Source organism: Candidatus Spechtbacterales bacterium (genome assembly GCA_040879145.1).
Classification (GTDB): domain Bacteria; phylum Patescibacteriota; class Minisyncoccia; order Spechtbacterales; family 2-12-FULL-38-22; genus JAWVZY01.
Map to the genome: position 1 here is coordinate 26,231 of JBBDKX010000038.1, position 13,246 is coordinate 39,476.

The following is a 13,246-nucleotide window of genomic DNA, read 5'->3' on the forward strand; positions in this document are numbered from 1 at the left end:
ATGACTGAGAAAATAAACAAAAGAATAAAAGAGGCGGCAGCAAAAAAAGCTGAGCAGGAGGAAAAAGACCCTTACGAAAATGTACCAGGCTTGGGCAGTCCTGAGGCATTTTTGTGGCTTATGTGGGCCTTTATACTTGATATGATGGGGGTATTAAGCGCCATATTAATACTTGTGTTTGGTGTGGGTCTCGCAATCTCTATTGCTGTTGATATTTTAGCAATGGGCACAATAGGCGTATATATGTACTTTAAAACAAAACACATGCCTACAGGGAAAAGAGTGGCGCGTGCGGCAAAAAGAACGGGTTTGGTGTCCGCAATTGAAGCTGTACCCGTACTTGGTGACATAGCGTTTTCATGGACCATTTATCTTTTTATGGAATTTAGCAAAGGAAAAGCATAATGAAACTCTACATCAAAAAATCAGTTATAGGGTTCTTGTTTTTACTGATATTTTTACTATTTAGTGCTCCTTCTTTCGCATTAGCCCTTGAGCTTGACTACCCGACAATTCCAACACCAATAGGGCCTCTAGACTTAGACACCATAACAGACGAGGGGGGGTTTACCGTAGCTGGTCTTATTGTGTTTATTTATGGAGCCGCTATTTGGATTGCCGGAATACTTGCTTTTATTTCTCTTGTGTACGTGGGGTTTGTTTACATACTTTCCGGCTCAGGCATGGTGGGGCGCGGAAAGGCCCTCCGCAGATTAAAAAATGTGCTGTGGGGACTGGTTATATTATTATTCGTTACAGCACTTTTAAATGTGGTAAATCCTGAAATTTTAAACTTAGAAGACTCTCTTGTTGTAGCTGTTGCGCCTAACGATAAAACATATCAGGAGGTAGAGTTTGAAGGGTTTAAGTTTGAAGGATTTTTTGTTGACAATGGTAGTGGAGGCGGTGGCACTGGAGATGGTGAGGAGCCTGTCATATCTTGCCAAGAACAGTGTTTGGCTAAATGTGGTGGCATGCCGGCTTGCGAAACAGAGTGTTTTAAACTTCCCCCTTGTCCTGAGTTAGCATGTCCAGTTCTGCGGGTTACAAGCTCTTTTACTGCGTACTGTTACGACAGGGGAAGCGCGCGCCACAACGGGCACGATGTTATGGCCAACGAAGGAACTCCTATATACGCAATGGAGGCGGGAACACTGGACAGGGTGGGGTGGATAGATTCCGGAGGGTGTCGTTTGTGGATAATTGGCACTCAATCTGGAAGAGCTTATGCACATTTACACATGGGTACTACATTAGATTGTTCTGATGCATTCGGTTCTGGAATAAGGGAGGGGGCAACTGTTGTTGCAGGGCAAACACTGGGATATGTGGGCACAACATACAATGGACGTGCAGATGGTACTGTTGCACACTTACACTTAACAATTGTTAAGCCCAGCGGAAGTGAAGAATGTAGTCCACCACCCCTCAGTGGAAATTATGGCGGACCAACAATGGACGGAGCTCCTCTTTTTAAACAAGCTGGGTGTCCGTTTACATAATAGGTTTATAATTTAAGACCCATACTTACTTATGCAGCCAACAAACTCCACAACAAAGAAAAAGATAGTGTTTTTACTTATAGTATCTTTAGTGCTTGTTATGTTGTTGTTTTTCATACAACTATTAACAAACCAGGGCACAACAGATCCGCGTGACGAAGAAAGAACTGTGCCTCCTGGAACAATTGGTAATGAGGAGTATTTAATAGAGAATCCGGAACTACCAAAAACAAGTTGGCAAAGGAAGGTAGAGATACAAAAAGAAGATGGTATGCAAACCGTAACAAATTTTTATGACGGATACCGCATTGATGTATCAAGTGATTGGGAAATTGTAGAAGAAGTAAGGGGGGGGCTGGGTGGTTTAAATTTACTTTACGGACAGCATGAAGAAGATATAAACGAATACGAAACAGAACAACACATACACGACGGTCTCGTTCTTAGTGTTGTTGTTTTTGAAAATGAAGAAGGGTTTAACCTAATAGACTGGCTGGCCCGATCAGACAATCATGGAAGTTTTCTGTTTGGAGCCGAACTTAGGGAAGTGCCAAGTGATTTATACAAAATTTATAAAACCGAAAGGCCCCTAACAGAAGACCGGTTCATAGATGGCAAGATAGTAGATGCTCAAATAGAAGACACGCTATCCTCTAAGTACATAATAAAAGATCCTAAAATAGACTCGGTTTATGTTTTAATTTGCACTATATATAACAATGTAAACACACTAGTTCCTCTTTGCGAAGAAGCTATGCAAGGGTTTAACATACTAAAATAGGCTATGAATATTTTGAACAAATTTCGTTCAAACACAGTTGGTATACTTTTTTTTGTTATACTTTTTAGCATTATCACGCCTCACGCAGATGCGTTAACCTTGGAATTAAACTATCCGGAGATTCCAACGCCCACAGGGTCTATAGACTTAAACTGTCTGGAAATAGGGCTTTGCGACCTTAGTATCGCGCTGTTGCTTGTTGTCTTTTATGGAGCAAGTGTGTGGATAGCAGGTATACTGGCTTTTTTGGCTTTAATTTTTGCAGGAATGTCCTATATTATAAGCGGGGCCAGCCCCGGCGCGCGCGCACGCGCTAATGAAAGATTTATAAATGTTCTGTGGGGACTTTCCATTTTACTCCTTGCAAATGCTATAATATATACAGTAAACCCACAACTAATAACCGGGTTTGAAGACCCTTTGTTTCCGACAGCATCTTCAGGGTCTACAGAGTATGAAGAGATATACTTTACAAGCGAAGGGTTGTTAATAAGAGGGGGCTCAAGCGGTACAGGAGGAACAAGTGGAGGTGGGGGTGGAGGAGGCGGTACACCCTCATCCTGTAGTAGTGCAGAAGTTGTGGAAAATGGCACAAATGAAACCTACAACCATGAAGGGTCCTCAACCGCAGAGATACAAAACACAGTATCCCAACAACTACGGGCAGAGCTTTCAGCTGGTGGATTATCAACAGCACAAGTAGAAGATTACGCAAACTACTTCTTCACCACAGTTATACCTTGTGAAAGCACCTGGGTTCCTCACGCAGAAAACGAAGGGGGAACAAATTGTATGGCAGTCGGGTTGTACCAGTTAGAGGATAACAGGTATGGAAAACAGGCTTGTAGGGCAGAGTATCACAGGTGGCACCACTGGCAATGCGAAACATCACATGCTGTAGATAGGTTTTTTGAAATAAGAAACAACAGACCAGGGTGCTCGGGTTGGGAGTACTGGGAATGCGCAAAAACAAGGTGGACCTGTTAGACCTTAAAACAATCACACAACATGCCACAAAAAACCAAAATAATACTGTTCTTACTATTTGTGACAACATCGCTTGCTCTTGTGTTTTGGGGGGCCTACAAAACAAGGGATATTATTGATAATGAGCCTGCGAGTATAACAAATACAACTGGCTCACCAATACAAATACCTGGGGAGACTGTGCAAAAGTTTAATGAAAAAGGAAACGAGTCACAAGATGCTAAAATTTTAAAGCAAAATCTTATATCCCCCCTGCAGGGAAATTCGGGAACCATACACCAAACAACTGAATATCGTATAGACTACATACCTCATCCGGACACATTTATGGTAGAAATACTTGCTGCAGACTTTAAAAATGCCCAGGACTCAGTTTTTGGATGGTTTTTAGCTCAAGGGTTTTCAAGAAGCGACGTGTGTAGTATGAAAATACTATTCTACTTAAGTGGTGCGGTGAAAAATTACTATCAACAAAATGAGCAAACAATAATTTTTAACCCCGTTTTTGAGCACTGTGATGCAGATTTTTAAACCATGAGAATGAGTATTTCTAAAAAAACAACTTTTATACTGCTGCTCTCTCTGTTCTTAACAGGATTCTTTGTAATTTTAAATACCAGCCCCGCTTCAGCCCAAACTTCCTGTACACGTTGTAGTAATAATTATAGTTTTTCTTACGCAGAATGGACGGCAGTTACTGCGTGCGACCCCTACGGAGGCGAACCTGTTACCTACACTCAGGATAATTCTTGTACGGGACATAACTGTGGTAATGGGGCTTGTGAAAACGATGGATTCAACTTTGAAACCTCAACCAACTGCCCTTCTGACTGTTCTTCATCCACATCAACACCCAGCGACACGTGCCAACGGTGTAGCCTTAACTATCCGGGATGCTGGTCTACGTGGGACAATATTGATGATAGCGACTGTGTAGCTCCCACAACAACAGATGAAATAAGCTCTGTAGAATACACCCCCACAGGATGCACAACCGGAGAGCCTATAGACAGAAGGTGTGCGGAAGGGCCTGCATGCGGTCGCTGTAGCCTTAACTATCCGGGATGTTGGGCAGTGTGGATAGATATTGATGAAAATGGATGCACGGCTCCGAACTCTTTAAATGAGAATATAACTGTTATATATACTCCAGCGGGGTGTCAGTCCGGAAATGACTTTGACCGACGTTGCAACTTTGACAGATTGAATGTAAATTATCCAATTGTACAAACACCGAACGGTCCCTTAGACATAAACAGCCTATACACAGGGGGTAATGTTACAATGGCGACCATTGTCTTGTTTGCATACGCGGCCTCCATATGGGTCGCGGGAATTCTTGCTTTTGTGGCTCTCATTTACGCTGGCTTTATATTTATACTATCGGGCGGAAATCCAGGCAAAAGAGTTAAAGCCAAAAAACAATTTACCGATGTTTTGTGGGGACTGTTGGTGGTTCTTTTGGTGCCTGTGATAATGAACTACATAAACCCCACAAGCGCTCTTTTGCGCGACCCCAATCTTTTGGGTGTAGATGGTAGTGACAAAGAGTTTCAATTGCCCTTATTTAGCCAGGAGGGAGATTTCGACATGGCGGCGTGCTTAAATGCGGGCAACACAACAGATTATTGTCTTGATACCTGCATAGAAGGGAGTGGGGATGATTCCATCCTAAGCTGTTCAATAGGAGCTGCGAATTGGATAATGAGCAAATGTGAATCCTCCGGAACAGCTACTAGTACTTGTGTGGATCAGTGTACAAACGAACTAATAAGCACGGGGTGGTATAACGATGCAACAAGAACAGATGCGGAATCCATTTGCGCAGGCACGGGGTCAAGTGGAGGCACTGGGGAAGGAGGGACATTCAGCACCACAGAAGAAGATAATATGTTTGTCTCATGCGCTACCATACTAGGAATTACAAACTCAAGCCTTGTGCCTTTCAGTATAAACTCAGAGCGTAACCAAGTTTTATGTGACGCACCAAGCACAGCTTCGTGGGACAACAATACCTGGTGTAGTTCTTGCTCTGATAACGGTGGAGATATTACTTCCTGTAACAATTATATAGGCAACACGTCGGGCGGTTGCTGTGACAGGTTTAATGGATCATGCCCAACAAGTTAAAGATTAAAAAACTGTTTTTTTTAAACATCCTTATTTTCATTGGGTTATTTTTTGTTTTAAACATATCAAACGCCCAAACACTAAATCTTGACTACCCGCCGCTTAGGGTGCCGGGAGGGATTTTTGATTTAAACGACGCTTATGAGTCGGGAAAAGTCGGATTAAGACAAGTAATAATTCTCTTTTATGTACTTACTCTTTGGTCTTCAGGGATTTTAGCTTTTGTACTACTTATCTACACTGGACTTGTTTACATAATATCCGGAGGTAAGCCGGCGAAAAGAAAAGAGGCATTTCAAAAGTTTAAAAACGTCTGGATAGGAGTTGCGGTGCTTTTATTCTCCTTTTTCTTTTTAAATATTTTAAATCCCGGCATAACAAATTTGGACCTTTACGTTTTTCTATCTACCACAGGTGGCGGCACAGACTACAATTTTGATACAGATATTGCTTTTGCTCTGCCTAAAAGCCAGGCCTTAACGGCAGAGGAGGCCGGGACCTTTACTTGCCAATGGACAGGCGCTGACTGTGTCGCGAATATTAATAACTGCAACGAGGGCTTCAGTCCAGACTGCCATTTTGGCACCAACCACGACAGCGCCAGTTATTCTGATTTTTGCACAGAAGCACAAGACAATGGACAAGCGTTCGTTTGCGTAAAAGAAGCCTCAGATATTTCTTCCTCCGAAGGATCTGGTGAGCCCGAACCACCCCCCGGTGCTGATGGTATAGACTCTACTGAAGAGGGCGTCTTAAGACAAGATTGTACTAATTATTCTATAGGAGCAAGATATGACACAGAAGATGTAGCTGGAAACAGCTATTTCTACTGCGATACAGGGATTTTAACAGACACGTTTGCGACCAGCTGGCGCAACAAATGCTTGAATGATTTCTCAGGACATGAAAGCGGTGTTTTAGATTCAAATAATGAGGCCAGGCTGTATTGCGGTTACTTAGTAAACTAATATGAACACACATATAAAAATAGGGTTAGGGCTTATTTTAGGTTTTATTTTACTAATCGCGCTTTTTTATTTAAACCTTAAACTTGCATCAAAAATAGAGAATAAAAACAACCCGCAGAACGAAAGCGGGCTTTATGAAGAAACACAAGTACGTTTTTTCTAATCAATACTTATGCGGGAAAACAGTCCCGCTTTCCAGGAAAAGAGCGTATATATAGAAACAGCGCTTAGGGTAACAAAAATAAATTTAAACACAGAGAGGGGTGTTTGTAGGGGAGTTGTCAGATAAAATACGCCCAAGCCCATAACAGCCGTTACAGCGGCTATTTTTGTTAGAGCACCCAGTGGCACATTAAACCCAACCTCTTTTCTTACTATAAACACGAGATACGTGGTGACTAAGATTTCTGTAAACACAGTGGTCCAAGCTGTGCCTATATATGAGTACTGGGGAATAACAACAATGTTTGCCGCAAAATTAAACACAAAACCCGCAAAGTATGCCCACATGGCCTTGCGTTGAAGCCCTAAAGCTATGACTGTGTTCCCAAAAAGAGTTCCAAAAAATATTACTCCCGTAGCTAAAAATAATATTTGAAGCGGAAGAGCAGAAGCCAAAAAATCAGCGCCACCAATAAAGTAAACCACCGTCGTTGCTGTAAGTGCTCCGCCAACAACAACAGGAAACGCCCCAACTGTTATAAGTTTTAAAAGTTGCGACATTACAAGAGACAGTTTTTCTTTGTTGTTTTTGGCATATCTGCTTAATACAGGCAACATTAAGCCCATAAAGGCCGCGGGGAAAAATATCAATGTTTCCAAGACCTTATAAGCTGCGCTGTAAATACCGACATCTTCTTGTGTCTTCATTATTGAAAGAAGAATTGTATCCGCCTTAAAATAAAGAAGCGTAAAAAGCAAAGAGGCAGCTATGGGTAAAGTCTCTTTGGTTATGCGCCTCCACTCTTTAAAAGATACCAACAACCGAAAACGCACCAATTTTCTGGTAAAAAACAGGTTGAGCGCAAAAATAACAAACGCGCCCACTATCAGAGCACTTAAATACGATACAAGTACACCCTCTTTTGTAAAAAAATACCACACAAACCCCAGCTGCGCGGTTCTTCCGAGAACCTCTGCTATCGCCGCCTTATATACTTGTGTGTGTTTTTGAAAAACTCCAAGAAATATCTGGCTCAAAGAAAGAAACAAAAAAGCTGAGGAGGTAATAACTACACCCATTTTAACCTCTAAAGAGTAGGGGAACGCAAAAACAAGGATGGACGCTAAAAACAAAAAAAGCGCTGCAGTAAACAGGCGCAATGTAAAATAGTGACCGACAAGCTCTTTTTCTTTGTCCGGTTTTTGAGATATTTCTTTTGTTAATAAAGAATAGAGACCTAAATCTGCAAGTATTTGAAATGTTGAAAGATACGCAACCACTGTTGAATACTCACCAAACCCTCCTTTGCCAAGCCCGCGGGTAATAAACCCGACAGACGCAAGGGCTAAAATGCCTCCAATAACGCGTCCCAACGATGACGCTATTGTGTTAAATGTTATTTTTCCAAGAACTCCCATTCGTAGTTTTATACCGAACGCACAACAACTTTTCTGTAAGGATGCTCCCCAACACTCTCTGTTTCAACATCGTCAAAATCAGCAAGTGTTGTGTGAATAATTCTCCTGTCAAACCCGTTCATAGGCTCCATTTCTAAAAGGTTTTCACCATCCAAAACCCTTCTTCGTGCGGTTAGAGCAAACTCTTTTAAAAACTCTGCCCTTCTTTGTTTGTATCCATTTACATCTAAGTCTACTTGTACTTCAGGTCCGTATTTTTTATTCACCACCATTCTAAACAGAGATTGTACATCGCGCAGATTGGCGCCCCGTTCTCCTATAAACGCACGGGGTTCATCTACAAAAACATGCACCAGAAACCTTTCGTCTGTTCTTTTAACTTCCGGATCGTGCAACAAATTGAATGTCATTTTGTCCACGAACTCTTTTATGTCTTTTTTCAATTGTGCCTCTGTACTCATAGTTTTATTTCGGCTCCGCCTTATAAAAAGTATAAAGTATAGAGTATTCAGTATACAGGGGTGCTTTGTAATTAGCTTTGCTGAATACTCTATACTATATACTATATACTTGAACGAGCGTGCCTGCCTGCCGCGATAGCGCAGCCTGCCTGAGCGAGGACGCTCGCAGACAGGCGGCGCAGGTAGGAAGCGCGAGTTCCAAGCGAGCCCCGTTAGAGACTGCGAGGGCACGTAGCGTGCCTACGACTCTAACGGGGCGAGTTTATCCTACACTCTTGTTAATAACATACTGCTGTCCGATTGAAAAGAGGGTCGTAACAAACCAATACAGCGCCAATCCTGCCGGAAAACTTTGTGCTATAAATATAGTAACGAACGGTAAAACATAAGTCATTTGTTTACCCATCATGTTTTGAAAGTCAGGCGCACCGCTTTTTTTGCTCTTAGTTCTAACAGGAAGTCCTGTTTTATCTTTTTGAGCAAGCGTAAGTTTGCTTAACACAAACTGCGCAAAACCTGCTAAAATTCCGAATACCAAGGAAAGGGGGCCTATCTCTGTAATAACACCTATGTTAAAAAAACTCGCATTTATGTTATCTGAAACAGTTACAAAAGGGTAAATTAAGCCCTGCAGTGCATCTCCTCCTCTAAGCTCTACCAGAAATACTCTATACATACCTATTATAACTGGTATTTGAATAATAAACGGCAAACATCCGGCAAAGGGGTTTATACCCTTCTCTTTATACAAAGCCATTACAGCCATAGACTGTTTTTGTTTATCGTCTTTATTTTCTTTTTGTATTTTTTTTATTTCAGGCTGAAGTTTTGTAAGCTCTCTTTGAGATTTTAAAGCTTTATACGATAACGGGTACAAGAAAAGACGAATAATAATTGTTACTAATATTATTCCTATCCACAGATCGTTACCCGGAATAAAATCAACAATAACCAACAAAAAATTTAATATTGGTTTAAATATTGTTTCGTTAAAAATTGTAATAATAAAGTTCATAGTTTTGTTCACTTCGTTCACAAAAAGGTTCTAGGTACTAGGAGTTAGGTGTTAGTCTAATACCTAAAAGCTAAAACCTAATACCTGCGAGTGAAGCGAGCTAATAGCATTTTTTAATTTGCCTAAAACCAACAACCAAGCCTTTTGCGGCGCCCAGTCTTTTTACAGCGTTCTTTGTATACTCAGAACAGGTGGGCCTGTGCTTACAGACGCCCGTGTTATACATGCTAAAAATTCCGTGGTCCGGAGAGAGTGTCCACTGATATACTGTAATCAACACAACAACCAAAAAACCGGGTATTTTGCCCAGTTTGCTTAAAAAAATAGGTTGGTCTTTAGTTGTTAATAATGCCTGTTTTGCGAAATAGTTCATACATTTCTTTTTGTAACTTATCAAATTTTTGTCCTCGCATGTTCTCGTTTGCGATAATTACTACATCATATCCCGGTGTTGTACTTTCTAAAACACTTTTTATAAGGTGCCTTAAAACTCTTTTATAGTAATTTCTTTTAACGGCCTTTTTTGTTAGTTTTTTCGTAATCCCAACACCCACTCTTGTGTTCTTTGTGCTGTTTTTTACAACTTTAACAAAAAATGATGTGCTTTTAAAACTCTTTCCTTTACGAAATGTGTCTTCAAAAGACTTAGAGTCCAGCCTGTGTTTTTGAGGAATCATAAATTAACCAGTTTTTTGGTTTTTTATTAAACAGTGAGTTTTTTACGCCCCTTAGCCCTTCTTCTCTTAATAGTTTGTTGTCCTGTTTTTGAAGACATTCTCTTCAAAAAACCGTACTTTCTTTTCCTTTTTTTCTTTTTGGGGTTGTAGGTTTGTGCTTTTGCTTTTCCCATAAATTAAAATTATTATTTAAAATGATTTATAAACCCGTTCCAACTTATACCTATGATACTTTACCAGTATTTTTGTTACATTTCAAGCTTTATTCTTCTTTTTTATACGTTATTCTTATCCACACCTATTCCACAGCTTCCACACAATTTTCCCCACAAATCAAGACTTTACTTTATCAACCTTGTTTAGGTATCATTAGTATAACTTAAAAAATATTATAACAACTTTCATCTCCTGTGGAATTTTATAGCTTATTTCACACGGGGCTTGGGAACCTTATGGATGAACAAGAACTCTGGCAATCTGTGCTAAACGAAATAGAACTACAAACATCAAAGGCCAACTTTATTACGTGGTTTAAGAATACTTATATTGCAAACAAAAAAAATGGCGTTGTTACTGTGGCTGCGCCTAACGGGTTTAGCAAGGAGTGGTTGGAAAATAAATACGGAAAACAAATACTTAAATTTTTGCGCGCGCAAGAAAACGAAATAAAAGAGATAAGGTATATTATAGAAAACAAAAAACCTCAAAACATCCTCACGGATACAAAAAGGAAAGATGGTATTCCTGACATAGAAGAGTCTCAGTTACAATTTGAAGAATTTAAAATAGATAAAAACACAAACCTTAACCCCAAATACACCTTTGAATCTTTTGTTGTAGGTCCATCTAATGAATTAGCGCATGCCGCCGCTTTTTCTATTTTCAAAAAACCCGGGCTAACCTACAATCCGCTTTTTGTTTATGGCGGTGTTGGTTTGGGCAAAACACATCTTTTACAGGCATTGGGTAATAAGTTTTCCTCTAAGGGTATATCTGTTGTGTACTTAACATCGGAGAGATTTACGAGTGAGTTTATATCTTCCATACAAAACCAAGACATAGATGGTTTTAAAAATAAGTATAGAAAGAAGGATGTACTTATTATAGATGACATACAGTTCCTAGCAGGCAAAGAACAGACTCAGGAAGAATTTTTCCACACATTCAACGCGCTCCATGAACAAAACAAGCAGATAATACTTAGCTCTGATAGGCCTCCAAAAGCAATACCCACACTGGAGGAGCGTTTAAGAAGCCGTTTTGAAGGGGGCATGCTTGTTGATATAGGTTATCCCGATTATGAAACAAGGGTAGCTATACTAAAAACAAAAATAAAAGATAGAAACATATCTTTAACAGATGAGGTTATTCACTATATAGCAAGTAATATACAAAGAAACATACGGGAGCTGGAAGGAGCTTTAAACTTAGTTGTTGCTTCTTCGCGTTTATACAACAACGAAGTGGATTTAGAACGCGCCAAAAAAATACTGTCTCACATCACTCATAAACCAAGTAAACCCATAAGCTATAAAAAAATATTAAAAGCAGTTTGTAATTTTTATGAAGTAGAAGAAGAAGAGCTTTTAGGAAAAAACAGAAAAAGAGACATAGTGTTACCAAGACAGGTGGCGATGTATTTAATGCGTACAGAACTTAAAACTTCTTACCCAACAATAGGGGACAGGTTTGGAGGTAAGGACCATACAACAGTCATACATGCATGTGATAAAATAGAGTACCAACTAAAAGATAATACTACTTTTGAGGAGGAATTTAATTTTCTAAAACAACAGCTATACGTTGAGTAAACCAAAAAGAATAAGTTGTTGAATACTATGTATACAGTAGTGTGGAAAACTGTGGATAAAAAGTATTTTTAAAACATCTATTTTTAAAAATACTTTTTATCCCCCACAAATCCACAAGACAACGTTCCTGTTTCCCACCCTTTTTACTCTCCTAATTTGTTTAGTTTAAAGAGTAAAACAACTGTTTCCACAAAAAACTAAACTTCTAAATACAATAAATATGGAGTTATTAATTAAAAAAGATTTATTTTTAAAAGGAATTAATCTTACAGAAAAAAATATTGGGAGAAACTTATCTCTACCGGTATTAAATAATGTTTTAATAAAAACAGAAAAAAATAGTTTAAAAATTATTTCTACTGATCTTGAAATGGCAGTCTCTGTTAATATGCCGGCAAAAATAGAAAAAGAAGGTTCTATTACTGTTCAACCGAGAGTTTTAAGCGGATTTTTAAACAACCTATCTGATGAAAATTTACATATTAAAACAGAAAAAAACACTCTTTTTATAGAGCAAGGAGATTATAAAATAAAACTAAATGGAGAAGACGATAAAGAGTTTCCTATATTACCCAAAGTAAATAAAATAAATACTATAGAAATAAATACGCAAGACTTCATAAAATCTCTTGGTCAGGTAATAAACTCAGTAGCTTCCTCCGAACTTAAACCGGAACTCACAGGTGTATTTTTTAGTATTACAAAAAATGGAATTAAACTTGCTGCAACAGACTCCTTCCGATTGGCTGAAAAAACAATTAATCATGAAACAAGTATGCAGGGAGATTTTAAATTTATCTTACCCGCTAAAACAGTACAGGAAATTATTAGAAGTTTTCAAGACAATGAAGGACAGCTTTTACTTTTTGTGGATAAAAACCAAGTAGTTATTCAAAACAAGAGTGATCAAAAAATAAATATTCAACTGATATCCAAACTTATTGAGGGAGATTACCCGGAATATACACAAATAATACCCAAGGAGTTTAAAACCAGAAGCATAGTAGCTAAAAAAGATTTTATACAACAAGTAAAAGCGGCGAATATTTTCACAAGTAGGATAAACGATGTAAAACTAAATATTTCCGGAAAAAAAATAGAAATAGAGTCTGAGAACAATGATATAGGAAAATTTCATTCTTCTGTGAATGCGGCAATAGAAGGAGAAAACAAAGAGGTTTCTTTTAATTGCCAGTATCTTCTGGATGGTTTAAATAATATAGAGGGAGATGAAATATTATTTAAAGTAAACAATAATGAAGGACCGACTCTTTTAGAATCTTCTAAACACAAAGATTACTTTTACGTGTTAATGCCTATAAGAGGAAACTAA

The 13,246-nt window shown here is 39.0% G+C and carries 15 protein-coding genes; 10 read left to right on the forward strand and 5 right to left on the reverse strand.

Annotated features, from left to right (window positions below; genetic code table 11):
* Genes WDZ40_04400 through WDZ40_04435 form a run of 8 tightly spaced genes read left to right on the forward strand, consistent with a single transcriptional unit; the run spans position 1 to position 6,531 of the window.
* Positions 1-405 (forward strand): hypothetical protein, encoded by a 405-nt coding sequence (locus WDZ40_04400; protein ID MEX0878059.1) that lies wholly within the window; start codon positions 1-3, stop codon positions 403-405.
* A complete protein-coding gene (locus WDZ40_04405) occupies positions 405-1,502 on the forward strand; it encodes a peptidoglycan DD-metalloendopeptidase family protein (protein MEX0878060.1) in 1,098 nt (365 codons plus the stop codon). The genes WDZ40_04400 and WDZ40_04405 overlap by 1 nt, the downstream gene beginning before the upstream one ends.
* A 31-nt stretch (positions 1,503-1,533) precedes the next feature.
* A complete protein-coding gene (locus WDZ40_04410) occupies positions 1,534-2,283 on the forward strand; it encodes a hypothetical protein (protein MEX0878061.1) in 750 nt (249 codons plus the stop codon).
* A 12-nt stretch (positions 2,284-2,295) separates the two neighbouring features.
* Positions 2,296-3,270 (forward strand): hypothetical protein, encoded by a 975-nt coding sequence (locus WDZ40_04415; GenBank protein MEX0878062.1) that lies wholly within the window; start codon positions 2,296-2,298, stop codon positions 3,268-3,270.
* Positions 3,271-3,291: 21 nt separating this feature from the next.
* A complete protein-coding gene (locus WDZ40_04420; protein ID MEX0878063.1) occupies positions 3,292-3,801 on the forward strand; it encodes a hypothetical protein in 510 nt (169 codons plus the stop codon).
* A 3-nt stretch (positions 3,802-3,804) separates the two neighbouring features.
* Positions 3,805-5,400, forward strand: a complete 1,596-nt coding sequence (locus WDZ40_04425; protein MEX0878064.1) for a pilin — start codon at positions 3,805-3,807, stop codon at positions 5,398-5,400.
* Entirely contained in the window at positions 5,385-6,368 is a 984-nt protein-coding gene (locus tag WDZ40_04430) for a hypothetical protein (GenBank protein ID MEX0878065.1), read from the forward strand. The genes WDZ40_04425 and WDZ40_04430 overlap by 16 nt, the downstream gene beginning before the upstream one ends.
* A 1-nt stretch (position 6,369) precedes the next feature.
* On the forward strand, positions 6,370-6,531 hold the full coding sequence (locus WDZ40_04435) for a hypothetical protein (GenBank protein MEX0878066.1): 162 nt from the start codon (positions 6,370-6,372) through the stop codon (positions 6,529-6,531).
* On the opposite strand, the gene WDZ40_04440 is transcribed toward WDZ40_04435, so the two are convergent.
* The 5 genes from WDZ40_04440 to rpmH all read right to left on the reverse strand — a co-directional run bounded on the left by WDZ40_04440 (position 6,528) and on the right by rpmH (position 10,275).
* Positions 6,528-7,949 carry a flippase gene (locus tag WDZ40_04440; protein MEX0878067.1) on the reverse strand — a complete coding sequence of 474 codons (1,422 nt, stop codon included), beginning with the start codon at positions 7,947-7,949 and terminating at the stop codon, positions 6,528-6,530. The genes WDZ40_04435 and WDZ40_04440 overlap by 4 nt on opposite strands.
* An 8-nt stretch (positions 7,950-7,957) precedes the next feature.
* The gene (locus WDZ40_04445; protein ID MEX0878068.1) at positions 7,958-8,410 is read right to left on the reverse strand and encodes a R3H domain-containing nucleic acid-binding protein; all 453 of its coding nucleotides are present in this window, start codon (positions 8,408-8,410) and stop codon (positions 7,958-7,960) included.
* Positions 8,411-8,672: 262 nt separating this feature from the next.
* Positions 8,673-9,425, reverse strand: a complete 753-nt coding sequence (locus WDZ40_04450; GenBank protein ID MEX0878069.1) for a YidC/Oxa1 family membrane protein insertase — start codon at positions 9,423-9,425, stop codon at positions 8,673-8,675.
* 335 nt (positions 9,426-9,760) lie between these two features.
* The gene (gene rnpA, locus WDZ40_04455; protein ID MEX0878070.1) at positions 9,761-10,102 is read right to left on the reverse strand and encodes a ribonuclease P protein component; all 342 of its coding nucleotides are present in this window, start codon (positions 10,100-10,102) and stop codon (positions 9,761-9,763) included.
* Positions 10,103-10,128: 26 nt separating this feature from the next.
* Complete coding sequence (gene rpmH, locus WDZ40_04460; GenBank protein ID MEX0878071.1) at positions 10,129-10,275, reverse strand: 50S ribosomal protein L34; 147 nt, start codon at positions 10,273-10,275, stop codon at positions 10,129-10,131.
* Positions 10,276-10,554: 279 nt separating this feature from the next.
* Here rpmH and dnaA point away from each other — a divergent pair, with 279 nt between their 5' ends.
* Positions 10,555-11,913: a chromosomal replication initiator protein DnaA gene (gene dnaA / locus WDZ40_04465; GenBank protein MEX0878072.1), complete on the forward strand. Its 1,359-nt coding sequence runs from the start codon at positions 10,555-10,557 to the stop codon at positions 11,911-11,913.
* Positions 11,914-12,133: 220 nt separating this feature from the next.
* Positions 12,134-13,246 (forward strand): DNA polymerase III subunit beta, encoded by a 1,113-nt coding sequence (gene dnaN, locus WDZ40_04470; protein ID MEX0878073.1) that lies wholly within the window; start codon positions 12,134-12,136, stop codon positions 13,244-13,246.